This is a genomic window from Streptomyces sp. PsTaAH-124 (assembly GCF_000373685.1).
Lineage (GTDB): Bacteria > Actinomycetota > Actinomycetes > Streptomycetales > Streptomycetaceae > Streptomyces > Streptomyces andamanensis.
In genome coordinates, this window is sequence record NZ_KB892157.1 from 206,579 (window position 1) to 229,651 (window position 23,073).

At 72.5% G+C, this 23,073-nt stretch carries 14 protein-coding genes and 2 riboswitches; of the genes, 8 read left to right on the forward strand and 6 right to left on the reverse strand.

The window, feature by feature from the left end; genetic code table 11:
• Positions 1 to 2: 2 nt before the first annotated feature.
• The 4 genes from B086_RS0100830 to B086_RS0100850 form a co-directional block, all read right to left on the reverse strand.
• Positions 3 to 1,526, reverse strand: coding sequence for a CoA-acylating methylmalonate-semialdehyde dehydrogenase (locus B086_RS0100830; RefSeq protein ID WP_018564522.1), 1,524 nt, complete (start codon positions 1,524 to 1,526; stop codon positions 3 to 5).
• Positions 1,527 to 1,790: 264 nt separating this feature from the next.
• Positions 1,791 to 1,919, reverse strand: a riboswitch (cobalamin riboswitch).
• A gap of 160 nt (positions 1,920 to 2,079) precedes the next feature.
• On the reverse strand, positions 2,080 to 2,622 hold the full coding sequence (locus tag B086_RS0100840) for a DUF4430 domain-containing protein (protein ID WP_018564524.1): 543 nt from the start codon (positions 2,620 to 2,622) through the stop codon (positions 2,080 to 2,082).
• A 138-nt stretch (positions 2,623 to 2,760) separates the two neighbouring features.
• Positions 2,761 to 2,831, reverse strand: a riboswitch (cobalamin riboswitch).
• A gap of 72 nt (positions 2,832 to 2,903) precedes the next feature.
• Entirely contained in the window at positions 2,904 to 3,317 is a 414-nt protein-coding gene (locus tag B086_RS38840) for a hypothetical protein (protein ID WP_086024141.1), read from the reverse strand.
• Positions 3,318 to 3,440: 123 nt separating this feature from the next.
• Positions 3,441 to 6,125 carry an AfsR/SARP family transcriptional regulator gene (locus B086_RS0100850; RefSeq protein ID WP_018564526.1) on the reverse strand — a complete coding sequence of 895 codons (2,685 nt, stop codon included), beginning with the start codon at positions 6,123 to 6,125 and terminating at the stop codon, positions 3,441 to 3,443.
• A 285-nt stretch (positions 6,126 to 6,410) separates the two neighbouring features.
• On the opposite strand from B086_RS0100850, the gene B086_RS44425 reads away from it, so the two are divergent.
• The 3 genes from B086_RS44425 (at position 6,411) to B086_RS0100865 (ending at position 7,884) form a co-directional block, all read left to right on the forward strand.
• The gene (locus B086_RS44425; RefSeq protein ID WP_018564527.1) at positions 6,411 to 6,557 is read left to right on the forward strand and encodes a hypothetical protein; all 147 of its coding nucleotides are present in this window, start codon (positions 6,411 to 6,413) and stop codon (positions 6,555 to 6,557) included.
• Positions 6,558 to 6,844: 287 nt separating this feature from the next.
• Positions 6,845 to 7,606: a hypothetical protein gene (locus B086_RS0100860; protein ID WP_018564528.1), complete on the forward strand. Its 762-nt coding sequence runs from the start codon at positions 6,845 to 6,847 to the stop codon at positions 7,604 to 7,606.
• Complete coding sequence (locus B086_RS0100865) at positions 7,603 to 7,884, forward strand: helix-turn-helix domain-containing protein (protein WP_018564529.1); 282 nt, start codon at positions 7,603 to 7,605, stop codon at positions 7,882 to 7,884. The genes B086_RS0100860 and B086_RS0100865 overlap by 4 nt, the downstream gene beginning before the upstream one ends.
• 86 nt (positions 7,885 to 7,970) lie before the next feature.
• Here B086_RS0100865 and B086_RS38845 read toward each other — a convergent pair whose 3' ends face one another.
• Both B086_RS38845 and B086_RS38850 read right to left on the reverse strand, forming a co-directional pair.
• On the reverse strand, positions 7,971 to 10,097 hold the full coding sequence (locus B086_RS38845; protein WP_158690339.1) for an N-6 DNA methylase: 2,127 nt from the start codon (positions 10,095 to 10,097) through the stop codon (positions 7,971 to 7,973).
• Positions 10,098 to 10,218: 121 nt separating this feature from the next.
• Complete coding sequence (locus tag B086_RS38850; protein WP_018564531.1) at positions 10,219 to 11,544, reverse strand: serine/threonine-protein kinase; 1,326 nt, start codon at positions 11,542 to 11,544, stop codon at positions 10,219 to 10,221.
• A 109-nt stretch (positions 11,545 to 11,653) separates the two neighbouring features.
• Between B086_RS38850 and B086_RS38855 the strand changes: the two genes are divergently transcribed.
• The 5 genes from B086_RS38855 (at position 11,654) to B086_RS0100900 (ending at position 23,001) form a co-directional block, all read left to right on the forward strand.
• The gene (locus B086_RS38855) at positions 11,654 to 13,321 is read left to right on the forward strand and encodes a PD-(D/E)XK nuclease family protein (RefSeq protein WP_018564532.1); all 1,668 of its coding nucleotides are present in this window, start codon (positions 11,654 to 11,656) and stop codon (positions 13,319 to 13,321) included.
• A complete protein-coding gene (locus B086_RS38860; protein ID WP_018564533.1) occupies positions 13,318 to 14,496 on the forward strand; it encodes an HU-CCDC81 and SPOR domain-containing protein in 1,179 nt (392 codons plus the stop codon). Before B086_RS38855 ends, B086_RS38860 begins: the two co-directional genes overlap by 4 nt.
• Positions 14,489 to 18,073 (forward strand): hypothetical protein, encoded by a 3,585-nt coding sequence (locus tag B086_RS0100890; RefSeq protein WP_018564534.1) that lies wholly within the window; start codon positions 14,489 to 14,491, stop codon positions 18,071 to 18,073. Before B086_RS38860 ends, B086_RS0100890 begins: the two co-directional genes overlap by 8 nt.
• A gap of 44 nt (positions 18,074 to 18,117) precedes the next feature.
• Positions 18,118 to 21,054 (forward strand): pPIWI_RE module domain-containing protein, encoded by a 2,937-nt coding sequence (locus tag B086_RS0100895; RefSeq protein WP_018564535.1) that lies wholly within the window; start codon positions 18,118 to 18,120, stop codon positions 21,052 to 21,054.
• Positions 21,055 to 21,522: 468 nt separating this feature from the next.
• Positions 21,523 to 23,001, forward strand: coding sequence for a sugar transferase (locus tag B086_RS0100900; RefSeq protein ID WP_026251979.1), 1,479 nt, complete (start codon positions 21,523 to 21,525; stop codon positions 22,999 to 23,001).
• The last annotated feature ends 72 nt before the right edge of the window (positions 23,002 to 23,073 follow it).

Genomic DNA, 23,073 nt, shown 5'->3' on the forward strand with positions numbered 1-23,073 from the left:
GCTCAGCCCATCGTGGGAATGGTGAAGCTCGCGCCCTCGCGCAGCCCGGCGGGCCAGCGGGACGTGACGGTCTTGGTACGGGTGTAGAAGCGGACGGCGTCCGGTCCGTGCTGGTTGAGGTCGCCGAAGCCGGAGCGCTTCCAGCCGCCGAAGGTGTGATAGGCGACCGGGACCGGGATGGGCACGTTGACGCCGACCATGCCGGTGTTCACCCGCCGGGTGAAGTCGCGGGCGGTGTCCCCGTCGCGGGTGAAGATCGCCACGCCGTTGCCGAAGGCGTGCTCGCTGGGCAGGCGCAGCGCCTCCTCGTAGTCGGCCGCGCGGACCACGGACAGGACGGGACCGAAGATCTCCTCCTGGTGGATACGCATGTCCGGGGTGACCCGGTCGAAGAGGGAGGCCCCGGCGAAGAAGCCGTTCTCGTGCCCGGGGAGCACGAAGTCCCGTCCATCCACGACGAGTTCGGCGCCCTCCTCCACCCCGAGGTCGACGTAGGACCGTACGCGCTCCACCGCGTCCCGGGCGACCAGCGGGCCGAAGTCGGCCTCGGGGTCGTCGCTGCGGCCGATGCGCAGGGTGCCGATGCGCTCCTTGAGCCGGGCGACCAGGGCGTCGGCGGTCTCCTCGCCGACCGGCACGGCGACCGAGATGGCCATGCAGCGCTCGCCCGCCGAGCCGTACCCGGCGCCGACCAGCGCCTCCACGGCCTGGTCGAGGTCGGCGTCCGGCATCACGATCATGTGGTTCTTGGCGCCGCCGAAGCACTGGGCGCGCTTGCCGTGGGCGGCGGCGGTGGCGTAGACGTGCGCGGCGACCGGGGTGGAGCCGACGAAGCCGAGGGCGGCCACGCGGGGATCCTCCAGCAGGGTGTCGACGGCTTCCCGGGCGCCGTTGACGACATTGAGGACGCCCGGCGGCAGGCCCGCCTCCAGGAAGAGTTCGGCGAGCCGCAGCGGCACCGAGGGTGCCCGCTCGGACGGCTTGAGGACATAGGCGTTTCCGCAGGCCAGGGCGGGGGCGGCCTTCCAGAGCGGGATCATGGCGGGGAAGTTGAACGGGGTGATGCCGGCGACCACGCCGAGCGGCGAGCGCAGCGAGTGCACATCGATGCCGGTGCCCGCGTTGTCGGTGAACTCGCCCTTGAGCAGGTGCGGGATCCCGGCGGCGAACTCGACGACCTCCAGGCCGCGCTGGAGGTCGCCGTGGGCGTCGGCGACGGTCTTGCCGTGCTCGGCGGAGAGCAGCCGGGCCAGGTCGTCCTTCTCCTGCTCGACGAGCTGGAGGAAGCGCAGCATGACCCGGGCGCGGCGCTGCGGGTTCCACTCGCCCCAGGCGCGCTGCGCCTCGGCGGCGACGGTGACCGCCGCCTCGGTCTCGGCCCGGTCCGCCAGCGGTACCCGGGCCTGGACCTCTCCGGTGTTGGGGTCGTACACGTCGCCCAGGGCCCCCGAGGTGCCCGGGACGTTCTCACCGCCGATGAAGTGGGTCAGTTCCCGTACACCGGCGGGGTGGTTCGGACGGATCATGGGTGCCTGCTCTCGTCAGGTGGGGGTGATCCAGGACGGCGCGCGCGACCGGCGCACGGCCCGCTCAGGTACGCGGGCGTGCGCGAGGGTGGTCGGCGCGGAACGCTGAGGACGCCGGACCGTCAGGCCGTCGGGCCGGGGCGGGTGAGGCCGGTGGCGGAATGCGGGGAACCCCCGCGGCGCAGCTCGCCGGGATCGTGGAAACGCACCGGTGCCATGCGTGTCAGCTCCATCCTCGTGGACCACACGGAACATCCCGCGGCCGGTATCCTGACTCCCGGATCAGCGCGCGCCGTCCGCCTTCCCGACATCCAGCTCGTCAGTGGCGTCCTGCTCGACGGCGTACTCCCCGGTCACAGTGGCGGGACCGTGCCGGAATCACACCGGCTTCCCTGCACCGCGGGCCTACGCCCCCAGAATATAGTTGGACGTCCTAGTAAATCCAGTGCCACGGGTGGAGCCGTACCGGATTCCCGCCGGAGCGGGCCTCCGCCGGGGCGCCGGACCGGCCGGAGGAGCGGCGCTCCCCCGGCCGCCGGGCGGCGGGCGTCCGTCAGAAGGCCGTCCAGGTGAACGCCACCGTGTCCCCCGCGTTCAGCTCGAACTGGCAGCCGCCCACCGGGGTGGGTGTGCCGTTGACGGAGATGTTCCAGTACGCCGAGCCGCCGCCGCTGACGTTCTTGATGCTGTCGACCGAGTAGTCGTCGAACGACGCGTACCAGGCGCCGTCCCAGCCGAAGTGCCGCTTGCGGGCGGCGTCGTCGAGGGCGGCGGTGGGCGTCGGCACGGCGGAGGCGTGGGCGCTCCCGTTCGTCCCGTCGCATCTGTGCGTACCGCCCGTCGCCGTGGTGACGTCGTGGCCGCGGGTCCAGACCTTCCCGTGGAACAGCGGCCCGTCGGGGCCCTGCACGGTCAGCGTCACCCTGACCGGGGCGTTCGTGCCGTACGCGCCGTGGGCGCCCGGTGCGCCGTGGGCCTGGGCGGTGGCCGGCGCGGCGGCCAGGGCCACGCCGAGGGCGGCGGAGGCGATGAGCGTACGGCGTATGCGGGTACGGGAGGCGAGCGAGGCGCGTGAGGTGCCGAAGGTGTGCTGCACGGCGGGAGCCTTCCTGGATGTGGGCGGCCCGCAGCCCCGTCACCGAGCGGGCGGGCCGGACACCGCCGCCGCCTCGGGCAGGACTCTCGGCTTCGCGCTGCGGACCATGACAGGGGGAAGCGGTTCACGGCGCGCCCCGGGTGTCCCGACTCGCGGCCCACCGGCCGCACACGGTTGCAGGTCAGCGCCGGACTCCCACCGGCTTCCCCCAGTCACGCGCCCCTATGCAGTTGTCGTACACGCGGTCCATCCGCCGAACGCGCGGGCGAACCGCCGCCATCCTAGGGCCGGTTGAGCCGGCCCGGGGGGCGTTTGCCCACTCCTCGTCCGGGCGGGTCGAACGCGTACAGCTCCAGGATGTCCGGCAGCGGGGCCACCCCCGGGCCACCGGCCCGCACCCAGCCGACGATGTCCTCCGTGGCCTCCGGGTCATTGACCAGCCCCAGCCAGACCGGCCGCGCCCCGGCCGCCCGGCCCGCGGCCGACGGCTGCACGACGACCACATTGGCCTGATCGCACACGTCCAGGCACGCGGAGATCCGCACCGGCACCCCGGCCCGCAGCCGCGCGGTCTGCGCCGCGTGGTCGACGCCGGTCACCTTGGGCGTACCGCAGCAGCAGTCCCGGCAGACCACGACCCGGCACGGCACGGGCACGGGTACCGGCTCCGGCTCCGGCTCCGGCTCCGGCCGCACGGACGACGACCGTGCGCGCGGTATGCCGCCGGACGGGTCCTCGGACACCGCGGTACCTCCCTGATCGGCCGACCGTCGCTCACGCCGGGACCGAGTATGCCTGTTCCCCCGGGGCACAAGCCCTCACCGCAGCTCTTCCAGTCGGTCCCGTACTTCCTGGGTGTCGTGGCCGCCCATCAGTTCGCGCAGCACGAGGACGCGTTCCAGCGCCTCGACGGCCTCGGGTGAGCGGCCTGCCGCCACCAGGACATCGGCACAGAGCCACAGGAGCTTGGCCTCGTCGTGCCAGTGTTCGAGGTCACACAGAATTCCGCAGGCCCGCCGGAGCAGCCTGAGCGCCTCCTCCCCCTCCGACCTGGAGAGGTGGATCTGGGCGAGGGTGTACAGGGCGTCCGCCCCGCACCTCCGGTCCGTCGTCCCCTCCGCGATGCGCAGCGCCTCGCCACAGGCGCGGAGCCCTTCGTCGTACTCCCCGCGGTCGCGGTGGAGGGTACCGATGCCGTTCAGCGCCGCCGCTTCCCCGCTGCGGTCGCCCAGCGCCCGGTACAGCTCCAGGGCTTGCCGGTGATGCTCCTCCGCCGCCGTTCCGTCCCCCTGCTTGCGCAACGTGAGCGCGAGCGTGTGCAGGGAATGCGCCAGGCTCAGTCTGCCGGTCTCGGTGTCGTCCTCCTTGCTCAGCCGGACGGCCCGGAACAGATGGCCCGCCGCCCGCTCGAACTGCTCCTGCCGCCAGTAGGTCCCGGCCAGCATCCGGTGCACCATGGCGCACTGAGCGGGCTCGGCCACCTTCTCCGCCACCTCCCGCGCCAGCGTCAGCCCTCGCAACGCGTCGTCCAGGCGGCGGCGCGACCACTGATAGGTGACGAGAGCCATCGGCAGCAGCCAGACGTAGCGCTCCAGCCCTTTCCGGTGGGCCAGTTGAATACCGAGCTGCACGGTGTCGTACTCGTCGTCCAGCACGGCCAGCGCCTGTTCGAGGTCCACCGGCTCGAACACTCTCACCCCGGCGGGGTCACCCACGGGAAGTGCCCGCTGCTCATGGAGGCGGCGGTCACAGGCGTGGACGTTGTGCAACTGGTGGTCCAGCACCCGCCGTACGGTCGCGTCCTCGAAGTCCTCCGGGACGCCGTCGGCTTCGGGGTCCACCTCGTGGCGTGCGAAGGCGCGCACCAGATCGTGCAGGCTGTAGCGGTCGGCCCGGAGTTCCACCAGGCTGGCCGCCACCAGTTCCTCCAGGGCGTGGTCGGGGCGCAGTGCGTCGCCGGCCGGACCGAGGTCCATCACGGCGTCCCAGCCGGCGCTCGGGCCGGGGTGCACGGCGAGTCGCCGGAGCAGCCGACGGGCGGCCGGGGACAGCGCGCGGATGGAACAGGCCAACGCCATCCGGACGGACAACTCCTCCTCGGGCAGGTGCAGAACACCCAGCTTCTCCTTCTCCTCCCGGAGATCCCGCACAAGGTCGCTCGTGCCCCGGACCGACCGGTTCTCCAGGCGCCGGGCGATCACGGTGAGAGCGAGCGGGTGCCGGCCGCACAGCTCGACCAGGGCACGGATGAGCGGCTCACGGCCTCTCGGGTCGCCCTTCGGGAGCTTCTCCCGGAGGATGGCGGCGGCGGACTCGTCGTCCAGGAGATCGACCTTGCGGAAGTACGGGTCCTGTCCGGCGCCCAGACCCCTGAGCGTGTTACGGCTCGTGACGATCACCGCGCTGGTGCCGTTCCCGGGCAGCAGCGGACGCACCTGGGCCACGTCCACCGCGTCGTCCAGCACGATGAGCACCGACTTGTCCGCCAGGACCGAACGCAGCGCCGCGCTCTTCGCCTCGATTCCCGCCGCTCCCGAATAGGGCGGGAACTCGGCCAGGAATCCGTCCAGGACGTGTTCCGGTTCGGCGGGCCGCACTTCGGCGCCCGCGAACCCGCGGAGGTTCGCGTAGAGGGCGCCGTCCGGGAACCTTTCCCGGAGGACCGCCCCGAGCCGGTACGCCACCAGGCTCTTTCCGACGCCGGCCATTCCGCTGAGCACGATCAGCGTCGGCCTTTCCGCCTCCTGCCGCGTCCGGGCCACCCCGGCGAGTTCATCGATGAGTCCGGCACGCCCGAAAGGACGGTGCTTGCCCGCGGGGAGCTGGTCCGGGACACGACGAAGAGAGGTACCGCGTGAACGCCGCGGGGTGGAACGCAGTTCGTCGACGATCTCCTGGAGTTCCGGGTCCTGTTCCGTCTTCCCGTGGGCCGCCTCCCATTTGTCGATCAGCCTCTCCAGTACCCCTCTCGCCATCGCCTGTCCGTGGGCGATCAGATAGAACCCGAAGATCCGGGACCGTTCCGGCATGCGCTCATACCATTTCTTCGTTTCCATGCGAAGCCATGTGTCTTCGCCGGCCCGCAGTGCGGCCTCCATCCGGTCGCAGACGGCGGCCATCAGCTCCTCCCGCAGCTCGGCCCTGCGTCCGCCGAACGTTTCCTCCGGCAGCCCGCGCAGCGGTTCGTCGTCCTGCCACTCCGCCAGGGCCGTGCACAACTGCGCGAATTTCTCCGGCCACTTGAGGTGAGCGGCCTTCCGCACCCCTTCGCGGAAGCGGAGCAGATCGACACTTCCTTCCGGAAGGTTCATCACACAGACGCTCGATCTCAGATCGGGGAGGACCTCATCCCCCAGCACGCCCCTCAGCAACGAGGCGACCTTGTACACCCGTTCTCGCGGGCACTCCTGGCCGGGCCAGAGGTGCTCGGCGATCTCGTCGGTGGTACAGCGGTACTGCGGCGATGTCACCAGCAGTCCGAACAGCGCGGTCGCCTTCTTCACCCCACAGATCCCCTTTCCGTTCGATCCCCTGACACTGATCAGGCCGAGTACACGCGCCTCCACTGCCTGTCCTCCCTCACGCACCGAAGCAGCAGCCATGACGAGAACACTCCTGCATTCGGGCGCACTTGGGCGCTCGTCGACACGCTCCACCGCTTCAGACCCGCGTCAGGTTTTCGTCAGATCCGGTGCCGCGGCGGACCCCGCCGTCCCGGCACGATGGCGTCAGCCGCTCGCCGGACAGGGCGATACCGGCTCCGTCTTCGTCCGAAAGGATCGATTGCCATGAAGAAACACCTCCCCAGCCACCTCAGGCGGTCCGGCGGCTTCCCGCCCACCCCGCGGCGCACCGGCCGCACCGTGCGGCCCGAGAGCCTCGCGGCGCCGCAGACCGCGGCGCCGCACGAGGCACCACCGGCCAAGACGGACTGAGGCGGTCCGCTCCACAGCCCAGCGGGGCGCCCGCCTGCGGGCGGGCGCCCCGCGCCCGGGAGCACGCCGCCCGTCCTCCGAGCCGGCCCGGTACACGTACGGGCCGGCCGCTCCGCCACTCGGCCGAGGACCCGACACGACAGCACGCGTGTGTAATTCTGAGGCAGGTGGGACTCATGACCGCTTTGCCCCTTTTTCGGGGATGAGCGGTCGGGCGTCCGCGCCCACCACCCGGCCTCTGTTCACCTGGCCCCGGCGTCGGTCCGCGGGCCCAGAGAGGACGTTCCATGGCCCTTATCGCCCCCGGCGGCCTGTTCGCCGCGGTCACCCGGCACTTCGAGAATCCCCGCGCGGCGGAGGAGGCACGTCTGTGTGTCCGCACGGAGGAAGGCGAGGCCCCGGTCCCGCTCTCCCCCGCCGAAGCCCGTGAGGCCCTGTACGGGCCGGCGGCCGTCCCGGCCCTGGCCTCCTCGATCTGGCAGGAGGCCCTGGGCGCGGCGCGCGCCGAGACCGCACCGGGCGGTCCCTGGCGGCTCCTGGTCATCTGGCTGGCCCTGCCGCAGCTCACCGGCACCGTCTGGCGCATCAGCACGCGGCTGGGTGTCGACCGGTCCGACGTGGAGTCCGAGATGGCACTCGCCCTGCTGGAGGGGCTGCGGAGCGGGGAGTCCGGATCACCGCCCCCGCTCCGGGCCTGGCTCGGTGCGGCACGCAGCAGCGGGTGGCGCCTCGCTCGCGCAGGGCTGCGGGAGATTCCCTGCACCCTGCCGGAGAACATCGCGGACGACGACGAGCAGACCGCGCCGGACGGACCGGCGGCGGACCCGTGCGGGCGGGAGGACTTCGCGCTGGAGATCCTCCGTCCGGAACGGGCCGAGCTGCACGCGCCGCTCCGTTTCCGGATCGCCTCGCAGCAGGCGCGGAAGGAGATGCTCGGCAAACTGACCGGGCACCTGGAAGCGCGCCCCGGCTCGTACCGCGGGGCACCGTGCGACCGGAGGCGGCAGATCGGCACCTTGGCGCTCCGGCGCGGGGCGAGGCAGGCATGAAGCAGGCGCTGTCACGTCAGCTCGGCTTCACCGAGATCTTCGAACTGCCGGTCACGGTGGATCTGCGGACGGCCGCACGAGCGCTCGGCATCTGCCGGGGAACCGCGTACCGGCTCGTCTACGAGGGCACGTTCCCCTGCTCCATCATGCGGGTCGGACGCCAGTACCGGATCCCGACGGCCGAGCTGATGCGCCTGCTCGGAATCGACGAACGGCCCATGTACGCCGTGGATCTCGACACCGTCCCGGAGTCACAGCAGAACGCCACCCCGGCATGACCCGGTCCGGTCAGCCGTCCCGCGCGACTCAGCCCTCTCGCGCGACTCAGCCCTCCCGCGCGACTCAGCTCTCTCGCGCGACCGGATCAGTCGTCCGGCGCCGCGAGCTTTCCGTCAATCAGAGCCGCGGTGAAGGCGCGGGCGAGCGCCTGTCCGGCCTCGGCGGTACGCGTCAGCTCCGCCCCCCACCGGTCGAGACCGCGCAGCACGCTGCCCCGGCGGCGTTGCACGTCGACCGGCAGGAGCGGAAGGCGCAGCCGTTTCACGTCGATACGCAGGGCACCGCTCGCGGTGACGGACGGACGCGCGGCTCTCGCCGCGTTGTCGGGGTGGGTGACGGCACCCGCCACGAACCACGGGTCGAGCAGGTCCGGGTCGACGCGTACGGCATGGACGCCGGGGCCGAGCCGGGCCCCGATCTGCTCCTCCGTCGCGACCTTGGCCACCAGGTCTCCGGCGAGCGACGGGACGAGAATGTCGTGGGCCTGTACCCGGGCAGCCGGCTCCGTGCCGGTGCGTACGGGAAGGGATCCGCTCGCGGGTCGTCCGGCGGCGACGTCCTGTCCTGTGAGGGCCGGCTCCAGCCGGTCGGTGCCGGGAGATTCGTGGCCCGCGGCACGGGCCGGATGGCGGTGCAGGGTGAGGGCTCCGGTCCGCGAGAGCTCTCCCAGCGTCGCCGTGGACACGTCCTCCGGCTCGGGCCGAGGAGCGCGGTCCGGCCGGGGCAACGCGACGCGGAGCGCCGCGAGTCTGGCCTCCAGCGCGGCGGGCATCCTCAGCACGGCGTCGAGCGCGTACGCCCCGCCCTGCCCCGGCACATGACGCCGCGGAGTGAGGTCGGCGTCCTCGTCGAGCAGCTCGGCCCGCGGTACGCGTCGGGCGATGACCCCCTCGGTGCCCGATGCCCCGTGCCCGGTGCGGTGACCGGCCCAGAGGTCCCTGACTCGTCGACGGAGCACGTCGAAGGGATCGCCCGGCGACGCGTGCCGGTCTCCGCGCACGGCCTCGCCGGTCACCAGCAGCACCGCCGCGTCCGGGACACCGGCTGCTTCCGGACGTTGCAGTACCCACAGGTGGGCGCCGTTGCTGTTCCCGACCGCCGTCGTCGGGGGCAGTCCGACGACGGCCCGGAGCACACCGCGCCGGACGAGCTCGCCGCGGATCCGGCGCCCCGTGGACCGTCCGGCCACGGCCGCGGGCATGAGCAGGGCGGCCCGGCCGCCGGGCCTGAGGCGCGCCAACACCTGCTGCGTCCAGGCGAGTTCCGGCTCGGAGCGCGGCGGAGGACCCCCGTACAGCCACCGGGAGTCAAGGGCGAACCGGTCCTGGGTCCAGTCCTGGAGGCCGTCCGGCGGAGGACCGCCGACGACGGCGTCGACCGTCTCTTCGGCGAAGGCGTCCTCCGGGAACGGACCGCCCACCCCCAGACGCAGCCGTCCGTCGGCCTCCGGATCGACTCCGGCTCCGGCTCCGGCTCCGGCTCCGGCTCGCGAGCGAAGCAGCAGAAGGCGAAGGAGCGCGATGCGCACGTACTCGGGACGGCGGTCCTGTCCCAGGATCCGTGGTGGGCTGCCGGGCGGACTCCCCTCAAGGGCGGGACGCAGGAACGTACCGGTTCCGCAGGCGCTGTCGAGGACCGAGTCCGCCGGACCGGTGAGGTCCAGCATCAGACCGGCCAGGGCGGTGGGGACGTCCGTCGGCCCTGCCGTGCCCCGGGCCGTCGCGTACCACACGTGGAGGTGCTCCAGGACGCGGACACGATCCTCCTCGTACGCCACCAGCCGGGCGGCTTCCAGGAGTTCCCGCTGGGCCGCCGACCAGACGGCGGGCAGCCCGGTCAGGAGCAGGCCGGCATGCCGGGGCGACACGACCGCCCGTACCGCGTCGCCGAGCCGGGCCGGGGTGGGCGTCTCGGCGGGTGCGGTCAGCAGTGCCAGCCCGGCCAGGGCGAGGGCCTCCGCGGGCCGTCCTGCCGCGCCGAACGTCTCGGCGCACCGGGTGAGGCGGCCGAGCGGTGCGAGGGGGCGGAGCTTTCCCTGCCGGTCGAGCCATTGCTCCACTTCACGCAGGTCGAAGGCGGGACTGGCGGACGTCCCGGCGACCGGCCGGGGGAAGTCCTGGTGGCGGCGGCGCCAGTTGCTCACCGCGGGCCGGCCGACACCGGCGATCCTGGCGATTCCGGTGGCCGTCACCGTGGTCGGTTCTTCTGCCACGCCTGTCTCCCTGCGTCCCGCCGTGTCCCTCGGGGAAGACGTGAAGCGTACCGGCGTTCTGCCGGGCGGCCGGGTCCCGCGCGGTCCGGCGGACACCTCCGCCCGGCTCGGGTCGTCCCGGTCAGTGCGGCCCGCCGTCCTCCGCGCACCGTTCGATGCCGTCGTCGATCTCCCGGACCTCCGGACTCGGCTCCCCGAAGGCCCGTACGGCATCGGGGCGTACCTCGGTGTACGCGGAGTACGCGTCCCGCGGCAGTCCCTCCTCGCGCAGCAGTGCGGCGCGGTCGATGCGCAGCCGTACGACACCCGACTCGATACGGCCGAAGCGGGCCACCGCGCTGTCGAGGCACTGGTCGATCAGCTGGACGGCCCCGCGCAGATCGCCGTCCCTCGCGAAGGTGCCGGCCTCGGCGCGGATGCGGGAGAGGTCGTCCCGCCGCAGTTCCGTGGTGCGCTTCTGGCGGCGTGCCAGGTCGTCGAGGTCGGAGCCCTGCCGACGTCGCACGTCCGACGGGGACGTCTTCGGCAGGGGCGGCGGAGAGCACGGCCGCACCCACGGCAGGGTCGGGTCGTAGTCCCCGAGTCCGGGGCAGCCGGCCGATTCGAGGACCGCCAGGTGCGGCCGGACCAGGTCGAACAGCGCCCGCGCGTCGCCCGGCCGCAGATCCGGGTTCTTGCACAGCAGCCGGTCGACGGTCTCGGCCAGCCACGGCGGTGTCTGCGGGCGTACGTCCGCGATCCTGCGCGGCGGCTCGTCGGCGTGGCAGCGGGCCATCGCGTACGCGGTCTCCGCGGTGAAGAGGTACTCCCCGGTGACGAGTTCGAAGACGATGCAGCCGAGCGAGTAGAGGTCGCTGCGCGGCTCCGCGCGCCCCTCGGTCACCTGCTCGGGGGCCGCATAGGCGACGGTGCCCGGGGCCGCGCCGCCCGTGGTGGTGATACGCGTCCTGAAGGGATCGGTGTGGGCGACGATGCCGAGATCCATCACCTTGACGACGCCGCCCGGCGCGATCATGACGTTGGACGGCTTGAGGTCACGGTGCACGAGTCCGGCGTCGTGCAGCGAGGCGAGGGCGGTGGCGAGCTGGGCCAGGATCGCGATGACGCCGCGGAACGGCAGCGGGTGATGCTGCTCGGCCAGCTCCTCCAGGGTGGGGCCCTCGATGAACTCCATGACGAGGAAGGGCTCGCCCTCGTGCTCGCCGAAGGCGTGCACCTGGGGGAAGTGCCGGGAACGGCCGAGTGTGCCCGTCGTCCTGGCCTCACGTCTGAAGCGGTCCCGGTGACGGCGCTCCTCCCGTTCGACGTTGTTCGGGAGCAGCAGCTTGACCGCCACCTGCCGGGCGAGGTTCAGGTCCTGGGCCAGATACACCTCGCCCATCCCGCCGTACCCCAGCCGGTTCACCAGGTGGTACTGCCCGGCGATGACATCGTTCTGCGAACCCACCTGAGAACCGCCCTGTGCCTGGGATCTGACGGAACGTCCGTACACGGATGGTAGCAGTGAGTAGCATCCCGTGAATGTTGTTCACAGGGGGAACAGATGAGGAGAGAGAGTGACCGACTGGCCGCTGCCCGAAGGACTCACCGGTGACCCCCGCCTGATCAGGGTGTTCGCCGGAGGCGCGAAGGAGGGGGCGGAGGACTGCCCCACGCTGCGCGCCGTCAAGGCCCGGCCCCGTCTCCGAGCCGCGCACCGCACTCCCTACAAGCCGGACGACCTGGAGACGTTCGCCCTCGCCCCCGTGATGCGCAGGCTCGATCTCCTGGAGTTCGGCCGGATCCGCGACGATCCGGCCCGGGTGCGCCCGTCCCACCCGGGCCTGGAGCGCTTCGCCGAGCATGCCGCGGCGCGGTACCTGGCCGCGGCGGAATCGCTGGATCCGGAAGGGCGGTTGCTGCCCGACCACAAATACTGGGTCAGGCAGACGCGTACACCGGCCGGCTCCGGTGGCGGTCGCACGGTGTACGAACTCCGGGCGTGGGGACGGTGCTACGCCGACCGCGAGCGGACGGTGTGCGAGCTGCGGCTCCTCAGGTTCGGGTCGGTGCGCCGCGGGGGACGCCCACGGGCCGGGCGGGATCCGGCGGAGACCGCCATGGCGGCGTACGTCGCCGCCTGCGGCGGCCGTGCGGCGGAGCCCGCCCGGTGGGGGGACGAGCACGAGGTGCAGGACGTCACCGCGCCCCGGCGGATCCGGGTCGTGGAGATCGGGTGCCTGGACGGCTCGGTCGGTGAACCGCTGTTCGACGGGACTCCCGAGGAGGCGGAGGCCGCGTACCGCCGGCTCGCCGCACCCCGGCTGCGGGCCACCGTCGACGCCGTGCACCGGCGACCGGGGCCCGGCTGCGCGGCCTGCCGGCTGACCGCCTCCTGCCCCGACCTGCCGCGTGCCCCCGGCGTCCTCGGCATCACGGATGTCTCCCGCCCCCGCCGCACCCTGTCCGTCACGGATCTGCGCCGGTACGCGAAGTGCCCGGCCCAGGAGCATCTGCGGCGCCTCCATCTGCCGTACGACGAGAACCTCGAGCACGACCGCCACGTGACACGGGGGCACGCCGTGCACGCGTGGCTCCAGCGCCTGCACGAGCGGACGCCCCGGCGCCCCTGCACACCCGCCGACGCGCCCGCCGACCCGACGGACTGGGAGGCCGACGGCTGGCACCTGACCGGCGCCGACGCCGAACTCGGGGCCCGGCTGATCGGCCGCCATGCCGCCGTGTGCCCGCTGCGGCACGCCGATCCGGAGGCGCCGGTGGTCGCGGAACGGCTCATCGCCTTCCAGGACCCGGAGGCCGACGTCGTGCTCGTCGCCAAGCCCGATCTCGTCTACCGCAGCGGCGGAGCGGTGGTGTGGCGGGAGATCAAGAGCACCAGATACCGCGCGCCGCGGGGTGACGAGGACGTCCTGGAGCGGTACCCGCAGGCGGCGCTCGCCCTGGTGCTGCTGGCACAGGGCGTGTTCGGCGGCGACGTGCGCCGCTCGCGCGTCGAGGTGGAGGTCCTGCGGCCGACCGGTTCCGACCTGGAACTCGTCTCGCCCCGCCAGGCCGACCGGGTCGCCACCGCCCGGCGGGTGATCCACGGCCTCGCCGCCCCGTGGCACCGGGACACCGCCTCGGAGCCGAAGCCGGGGAAGCACTGCGCCCGCTGCGAGGTGGCCCGCTGGTGCCCGGCCGTACCACCGTCCTCGGGTGCGGCTGCCTTCGGGGAGCCGCGGTGACGCCCACCGCCGCGGGCGCCGCCCGCTCCCCCCTCGTCCCGCACGACGGACTCACCCTGCTGCGCACCGTGGCGACCGCCGTCCTCGACCTGGACGCCCTGACCGGGCTGGGCACCTTCACCCTCCCGTATCCGGCCGAGGCGCAACGGGCCCTCGACCGCACCGCGCTGGCCTGTCTGCTGCGCGGCGCCGATCCGCCCCTGAGCGTCAGCGACCTGCTCATCTGGTGCCGGCGGCGCCCCGTGACGGAATGGCCGCTCGACCTCCCCGACGGTCTGGCGGCCCCGGAGGACAGACTGATCGACAAGGACGCCTGCGTCCCCACCGACCTGTGCTACGAGTGGGCCGTGGACCGGCCGGACTCGGCCACCGAACAGATCGACCGCGCCCTGATCGCCCTGGCGATGGACCGCTGCCGCCTCGCGAACGCCCCGGTGAGCTATGTCGCCTTCCGGCGCCTGCTCGTCGAACACCCCGTGCTCACCCGGGACAAGGCCGCCGAGATCTCGCTGGAACCGGCCTTCACCCCACTGGACGGGCTCCTCCGGCAGATCTACCTGCCCGCCCCGGTCGGCTGGGTACGGGGCGGCCGGTTCACCTTGTGCCGACGCTGCCGGACCCTGCTCGCGCCGATGCGCGACGGTGGCTGGTGGTGCGAGAACGCGCGCTGCCGGCACAAGGGGGACGCTCCCGTGGGCCACGCGTACGCGGAGGCCGAGGGCGGTGGAGTACTGCTGCTCACCAGGCCGCTGCGCCTGTTCGTCACCGCCCCGGGCTTCGCCGAGCTGCGCCTGGAGCGGGCTCTGACACGCCTCGGCCTCACCCCCGAGCTGTGGCCGGACTACGACGCGTACGACCTGCGGATCACCCTGCCGGACGGACGGGTGTGGGCCGTGGACGTCAAGGACTGGGCGAATCCGGCGCTGCTCGGACGCAACGCCCTGCTCCTGCCGGACAGGCCACCGCACGACCGGGCCTTCCTCGTCGTCCCCGACCACAGGACAGCCCTGCGCCGGGACTACGTGGCCGTGGTCCGCCGCTTCATGGACCCCGGCGTGCGGCGTCGCACGACCGTGGTCAGCCACCGGCAGTTCATGACGAGGGTGCGCGCCGCTCTCGAAGAGGCCCGCGGCGGAGCCGTGGACGACGACCGACCGGAGGACGACCATGCGTGACCGCGAGCAGTGGCGCGGCGATCTCATCCCGGAGTTTCTTCCCCACTTCGCGGACGACGCCGATCCGGAGCTGGGCGCGTCCCGGCTGTGCGAGGTCGAGTTGGGGCTCCACCTGGTGGAGCGCCTGCTGCCGGGCCATCCCGCCCAGGCCGGGTGGACCCTCTTCGGCGGGTATCCCTTCGCCTCGGCGCTCGGCCACGCCCGCACGCCCGAGGAGCAGCGCATGCTGCGGATCGGACGGCATCTGCTGTGGCCCCTGCGGCGGCGCCGGATCTGGGCCCAGTCCCTCGACGCCTATCTGTCCCTCCCGCCCGAGCTGCGCGGATACGACCTCGACAGCGGGGACGCCCCGCCCCGGCGCCGGAACGTGTCGGTCGCGCACGGCCGATGGGCCGTCTACGCCCGCGCGCTCGCCGACGCCCCGCCGTACCGGACACGGACACTGCCACCGGCCGAACCCGGCGGCTGGCGCTTCCTGGAGGGCCAGGCGTGGACCTCGGTGGTGCTCCCCGAGGAACTGCCCGCCGAGGAGAGCGCCGGGCATGCCCTCGGACGAGCCGCGGCCTCGGACGGCAAGCCCCTGGAGGTCCCCTGGGACGAACTCGTCGCGACCGCCGTGCGGATGGAGGAGAAGCTGCGCGGACCCGGGAATCCCGACGGGGGCGACTGGCGCCGCAGGCTGGAGAGGGTCGAACTGTTCGTCCGGGACACCGGATCGGACGACTTCGCGCCGGAGAGGAGGATGCTGCGGATCGACCGGATGCTCCATCTCCTCGGGATGGTCGGGGCCGGGAAGAGCACGCTTCGCGACATCCTCGCGGTCTGGGCCGCCACCCATGACAAGCGGGTCACCCTGGTCGTGGGTGACGTCGCCGAAGCCCTGCACCTGACGTCGCTGTTCTCCGCGCTCGGTCTCCGGGCCGCCCCCGTGCTGGGAGCGACCACACGAGAACAGCATCTCCAGCGCACCCACCGCCGCCTGGCCGCCCAGGACGACGGGACGTCCCTGCTCACCCACGACGCGCTGAGCTTCGACTACCTCAGCACCGCCTGCCCCCTCGACGCACTGCGCGGAGTGGAGGCGGCGGAGCCGCTCGCCCACCGCGACGCGCCCTGCACCCAGCTGTTCCCGCCGAAGCGGCGCCCGCCCCGGCGCCCGCTGACCGCCCTGGCCGTCGACGAGTCGGAGCACGGCCAGACGCCGAACCTGCGCAAGCGCCATGGCTGCCCCCTGTGGAACAGGTGCCCGCGTCATCACGGCACCCGCGAGCTGGTCACGGCGGACATCTGGATCGCCACCCCCGCGGCGCTGGTGCACAGCGCCGTGCCCGCCCACCAGAACGAGGAGCGCGTCCGCTTCCTCGAACTCGCCTGCCGCAGAAGCGATGTGATCATCGTCGACGAGGCCGACCGGGTGCAGATGCAGCTCGACACCATGTTCGCCCCCGCCGCCGTGCTCACGGGGCGCGCGCCCAACTCGTGGCTCGACGAGATCCACCGGCACAAGATCGACGAGCTGGCGCGGGGCGGGCGCATCCAGTTGTCCGACTCCATCGTCATGCAGTGGACCGCCGCCCTGCACACGGTGACGGTCGCCGCCGACCGCATCTATCACATGCTGCTGCGCCACAAGAGCCTGCGCTCATGGGTCGAGTCCGACTACTTCAGCTCCTGGACCCTCCAGTACAAACTGGTCGCGGAATGGTTCGGCAGCCCGTCCGACGCCGACACCGACGCCGCCGACACCCCCGACCGCCCCACCCCCGAATGGGACGAGGAGATCGGCCGGATCGCCGACGAGGACGACGAGGCGGAGGCGGCCGGGGCCCGGAAGCCGGACGTCCCGGGCCCGGAGGGCGCGGCGGGCGGCACGGGCCGCGACGGGGTCGTGACCGTCCTCGACGCGTTCCGGGACGACCCGCTCGGCGACCGGGAGCACGACGACCCCCGGGCCGACGCACTGGTGCGGCTCACCCGCCAGCTCCTGCACACCATGCGCCCCCGCAACGCCCGCCGCCTCGTCGAGCGGGAACTGCTCGCGCTGGCGGGCGATGCCGTGTCCAGGGCGCGGAGCAGCGTCTCGGAGCAGGTGCTGCGCTTCGAGTTCACCCTGCTCCTGTCCGCCCTGCACACCCGGCTCGACCAGCTGACCGAGATGTGGCCGCGGATCGAGGCCGCCCTCAACTTCGAGGCGTCCAGCAACGTCCTGTCCCGGCGTCCGCCGGAGGACTACCGTCCGCTGGTCCCCGAATCCCCCATGGGCAACATCCTCGGCTTCCAGTTCCTCCCCGAGAACGCGGGCCTGGGCCGGCTGCGCAGCGGCGAACTGCGCTTCTTCCGCTGTGCGGGCAGCGGCCGCGAACTGCTCCTGCACCTGCCCGACCTCACCCTCGCCGACGGCCTCCCCGGGCCGAACGTGCTGCTCATGTCGGGGACCAGCTGGGCCGGCCGGTCCACCCGCTTCCATGTGCTCACCGAGGTCGGCGCACTGCTCAAGCCCCCGCCCGCGGAGCGTGAGGCCATCAAGCGGACGGTGTTCCGCACATGTTTCCTGACCGGTCCCGACGGCAGGCCGCTCAGGCTGTCCGGCGCCAAGCCCCATCTGCGTCCCCTCGCTCTCGAACACATGCTGGACCAACTGGCCCGCCGCTCCGCCGACGGCAAGCCCAGTGTGTTCGAGCGGGAACTCGCCGCCCTGGACGACGACGAGCGGCGCGGCCGGCTCCTCGTCCTCACCGGCTCCTACGACGAGGCGCGCCGCGCGGCGGACATCCTCAACCGCATCCCGCGCTGGGCCGGGAAGGTGTGCCGCCTGATCTCCGACGACGCGGAACAGGAGCACGAGTGGCACTCGGGCCCGGACACGGGGCCCGACGGCGGGGCGGTGGTGACCCTGCGCCGCGGTGACGTGGCGAACTTCGCCTCGACCGGGACGCAGATCCTCGTCGCGCCCCTCCTCGCCGTCGAACGCGGCCACAACATCCTCGACCGGGGAGTCGCCGCGATCGGCTCGGTGTTCTTCCTGGCCCGGCCCCACCCGCGCCCCGACGACATCGCCCTGGCCGTGCAGGCCGTGAACGACTGGGTGGCGCGTATGCAACGGGACGGCAGCTTCGCGGAGTTCGTCCGCGCACAGCCGGGTCTTGACGAGGCCGGGGCGGAGTTCCGGACCCGGGCCCGCGCGCGCTGGCGGTATCTCCTCAACCATCCGCCGGCCTGGAGCCGGCTGAACGAGGAGGAGAAGATCTCGTTCACCTGGGACCAGCTCGTCGTCATCTGGCAGGTCATCGGCCGGCTCGTACGCGGCGGTGTCCCGGCCCGGGTCGTCTTCGTGGACGCCCCGTTCGCCACCCGGGCGGCCGCGCGCAAGAAGCTGCCGGACACCTGGCACACCAGTCTGCTCCTCGCCATGCGGCACGTGCTGGACCCGTACCTCGCCCCGTCGCCGGGAGACGCCACCACCGCCGACGGTACTCCGGTGACCGCGCTCGACCGGGCGCTCGTCAAAGCCCTGTACGAGCCCTTGCACGCCGCCCTCACCGGACTCGTCCCCTCCGGCCCGGACCCGCGCGGCTGAGCCGCGGACAGGGCCCGTCACACGAGAACACGAAGGGATTTGCCATGCCCTCCTACTCCACGATCCGGCTCGCGGCCTTCGAACGCGTCCGCGGCGCCGAGTTCGTCCGCCGGCCGTACGGTCTCGCGTTCCCCGCCGCCTGGCGCAGGGAAGTGCTGGACTTCTACCGGATCGGCAGACGCGAACCGCAGAAGATCAACCAGGTACCGGTCCGCCGCCTGAACGAGGTCATCCGCGCGGTGGCTCCCCAACTCCTGTGCGTGGCCCGCAAGGCCACACTGCACGACGACGCCCCCTGGCTGTACGCGTACGACCCGCTGCCGGTTCCCGTCATGCGCCAGTTGATCCACTCCTGGATCCGCGACCTGCACCCGCCCCGCGCACGCGCGGAACATCCGGAGATCACCGAGCGGGCCGTGGAACTCGGCGCGTCGCTGGACGTGGCCAAACTGAGCTGGCAGCCGCAGGAGGTGGACCTCTTCTCGGGCCGTACGACGCCCGGCGGCACCTTCGAACCGGACGCGCTGGTCCACCAGCTCCTGCCGGACGCCCTCGCGCAGGACATCACCCGGCTGGATCCGTACCGCTTCGAGGGCGTCGAGATGGAGTTCCGCATCGCCGCGACCACGCGGGGGGCGGAGCTCGTGTCCTGGCCGCCACGGGACCACCAGGACGACGACGGGACCTGGTGGAAGTTCTCGTTCGTCATCGCGCTCACCGTGCAGACCGTGCCCTTCTCCGACTTCCGCCTCCATGTCGCCACGGGGGTGCGCCGATGGCGTACCGGCGGTCCCGTTCCGATGCCCTTCCGGCGGTCGGTGTCGGCGTATCTGCTCGGCCGGGATCCGTGGTTGGCGCAGGCACCAGGGACCGGTCGCATGGCGGTGAGCCGGATGATCAGCGACCGCCGCACCGACTCGACCGAGTGGGCGCGCGGCGGCCCCGAGGGGATGCTCGGCCGCCTCCGCTTCTCCCACGGGCTGCCGGACGCCGCGACCGTGCGGGAGGACCCTGACGTCTGGATGTCGGGGAAGGACGGCGTCCAGATCGGTGTCGTGCACGCGACGTCCATGGGCGGACACGGCGTCGGAGCCGGCCTCATGCCGCGCGACCGTTCCCCGCTCACCGACTGGGCGGCCGAGGCGTTCGCCCCGCGTCTCACCCGCCTGAACGACTTCACCCGCAGCCGTCACCCCGTCCTGCCGCGGAACCTGCCGAAATCCCCGACGGGCCGGACGAAGGAGGAACGGGCGCTCAAGAAGGAGGAGTTGACGCACGCGCGACGGCAGGACCGGCGCCTCGCCCTGGCACGGACGCTCGGCGGCGCGCCGCTGGTCGTGGAGGCGCGATGGCAGAACCCCCGCACCCGTGACGCGCTGGTCGAGCAGCTGGCGGATCTCCTCGGCCTGGACGGAGCGGGTGGGACGGGAGCGGTGCGCGCGTGGTCGACACCGCACCTGGAGGTGCGTCTGTACCTGGAGGACGCCTCCTTCGTCGCCGCCCGGCTCGACTTCCCGGACGGTCGGCCGCGGCGCAAGCACCTCGCCTCGGCGATCGGCGCACGACGGCGGGAGATCGCCGAGCTGTGCGGGCGGGACGGCCGTCCGGACGTCCAGGCGGTCGTGGTCGAGATCGCCCACCCGGACTCCTACCGGCCCGGCATCGTGGATCCCAAGTTCGCCACGCGCCTCGGCTACGCCGACGCCGGACGGCTGACGAAGTTCATCACCGTGCCCAGCTCGAAGCGGGGCACCGCCACGAGGAAGAACATCGCTCACCGCGCCCGTCAGACCTGGTCGCACGTCTTCCGGCAACTGGGCTCGTGCACCGTCCCGGAGCACAGTGCCGGCGATGTGCCCGACGACCTGGACCACGTCGCGCTGTGGCTGGTGAAGCGCCGCGCCGACGGCCCGACGTACACCCGCCGGACCGTGCCCGTCGCGGTGCGGGTGAGCGCCGCCGACGGTTCGGTCACGGGATGGTATCCGGAGAGCGGGGACTGGATCCCCTACCGGAAGCTGCTGCTCTCCCTGGCCCGCCACGCCGAAGTCCCGGGAACGTACCAGCGGTTCGAGGACATCGATGACACCGACGACGAGGGCCCGGACGCCGACGGGACGGCAGCGGAGGAAGACGGGACGGCAGCGGAGGAGGACAGGGCGGCAGCGGAGGGGGAGGAGACCGAGGACACGGGGATTCCCGCCGCCGGGGCCACGAGCGGCGATGAGCGGCGCACCACGCCCTGGGTCCCCGACCTGGAGGAGCAGCGGGCGCGGACGGCGCAGTTCGTACGGTCGATGCTCTACAGTCTGCGCGACCGGAACGTCCTGCTGCTCTCCCACGCCCAGAACGCGCGGCTGCACTGGCCGTGGCTGACCAACGGCCGGCTGATCCCGGACGCACTTCAGTTCGGAGCCAACCCGGCCCAGCACATCTCCCTGTACGGCGAGCGGCTGTGCCATGTGCGGGTGCGCGACGACATGTCCGACGAGACCCCGCAGTGGTTCGCCCCGGACGACGAGTCCCAAGAGCACGGCTTCGCGAGCGGCCTGTGGCACCGCCCGGACGCCACCGGCGACCACCGCGTCCACTACAGCACCGGCGAGAAGCCCCACACGGCCAAGCACGCCGTGAAGACCGCCTCGAAGATCGCGACCCGGATCCCGGTGCGGAAGAAGCCGGAGGACGGCGACGAGGACCGGGAGCCGGATCCGGTCATCGACACGGGGACCCACGCATGGAACCCCGCGGCGCTGGAGATCGCCGTGCTCGCGGTGCCGGAGGAGGGGACGGCCGAGGCGGGGGCCTGGGCCGCCGTGACCCATCAGCTGCGGCGGGCCCCGGAATACGACGTGACACTGAAGCTCCCGCTCCCCCTCCACCTGGCGAAGAAGACCGCGCAGTACGTCCTGCCGCACGAGGACGACACCGAGGGAGCCGCACCCGAGGGAGCCGCCCCCGAGGAGGAGTCCGGCCGGTGACTTCGGGGCCCCGGTCGGCAGCCGTGACGGCCGGGGCCCCTGAGCCGTCAAGATCCATTTTCAGGCGTTCTCCGGAAAAGATCATTATCGGAACACCAGAACGCCATACCGATCGACGATCATCAAATCTCGCAGCTCACGCACGAATTGCACACACCCTCTCTCCATATCGTTCCCGATGGTCTAGATTGACCGTGCTTCAGCTGTTCGTGCTCGGTACGGCCATTGACGATCAATGGATCCGGCGTCGCGGAAGACCGGCGGCCGTTTCCTCGGTACCAGACGTGAGGTGATCGTTCTCCGGGGCGCGAAAGGAGTCGAACAGCTCTTGAACAGCCGCGATGTGCTGCGGGGGCGGGAGAGGCGGGGGCCTCTCCGGGGGAGGAACAGCGCGGCGCGGGGGGCGGGGGCCTCCCGCGGACAGTGTGCGACGACGACGTCGAACCACTGCGGACCTGGGGGGGTTCTGTGCGGCAAGGGGAATTGGTCAGCCCGTTTCCGTCTGCGCGCGAGCGACTGGCGGACGGGTCACTGGGCCAGTCCGCCATCGACTGGGAACAGCGGTACCGACGTGCCGTGATCGCGGGTGACACCGCGGCCACCGCCTGCGTGGTGGCGGCCATCGGCAACTTCTTCGGGGCCCGGGACGCGGCCAACTGGCACGAGAAATGGGGAATTCTCGCATTCGGCACCGAACTGCTGGTGCTGGGCTCGCTCGCGGTGAGCCGGGCCTGGGCACCGGCGGTTCTCGGCCAGGGAGCCGAGGAATTCCGCCGCCTCGGACGCTCGCTCTTCATGGCGACCGTGGCGCTGGCGCTCGGCGGAATCGCGCTCACCTCGCGCAACATCAAACTCTGGATCTTCGTTGCGATTCCCGCCATCGCGCTGATCACCATGACCGAGCGGTATCTGCTGCGCCTGTGGCTGCACAAGCAGCGCAAGGAAGGGCGCTGCCTGCGGCCGGTCCTGGCCGCCGGAAGCCCCGCCACCGTGCGCGACCTGATCACCCGCACCCGCAAGTTCCCGCACCTGGGCTGGCGGGTGGACGCGGTGTGCACGACTCAGGGCCCCGCACTCGACGGCGACCGGCTGGACGGGGTGCCGGTGGTCGGCCGGCTGGCGGACGTCTCCGGCCATGTCCGGCGCGACGGCTACCGGGTCGTGGCGGTCACCCCGGACCCGCACTGGTCACCGGACCGGCTCCAGCGGCTGGCCTGGAACCTGGAGGGCAGCGACGCCGAGATGGTCGTGGCCCCGGTGCTGATGGAGGTGGCCGGACCACGGCTGCACGTCGACGCGGTGCTCGGGATCCCGCTGCTGCGGGTCAGCATGCCGTCCTTCACCGGCGGGCGGCGCGCGGTCAAGGGCGTCGTGGACCGGCTGGGCGCCGCGGTGCTGCTGCTGCTGTTCGCACCGCTGATGGCGGCCGTCGCACTGCTCGTGCTGGCGGACAGCCGGGGCGGGGCGTTCTACCGGCAGCGCCGGGTCGGCAAGGACGGCCGCGAGTTCACCATCCTGAAGTTCCGCACCATGGTCGCCGGCGCCGACCGCGCACGCGCCGCGCTGGCCGGCCGCAACGAGGGCGCGGGACTGCTGTTCAAGCTGCGCCGGGACCCGCGGGTGACCCGGGTGGGAGCGGTGCTGCGCCGCTACTCGGTCGATGAACTGCCGCAGCTCTTCAACGTGCTCACCGGATCCATGTCGCTCGTCGGCCCGCGCCCGCCGCTCCCGGAGGAGTCCGCCGCGTACGGCCCGGACATCCGGCGTCGGCTGCTGGTCAAGCCGGGTCTCACCGGCCTGTGGCAGATCAGCGGACGCAGCGACCTGTCGTGGGAGGAGGCGGTCCGGCTGGACCTGCGGTACGTGGAGGACTGGTCGCTCGCCCTGGACACGGTGATCTTGTGGAAGACGCTGCGTGCGGTGCTCTACGGGCAGGGGGCCTACTGATGCGCGGCGACCGCCGTCCGGCCGGTGTAGGAGGAGCGGGCCGCCACGGCCTGCCCGGGGGGAGGAACGGGA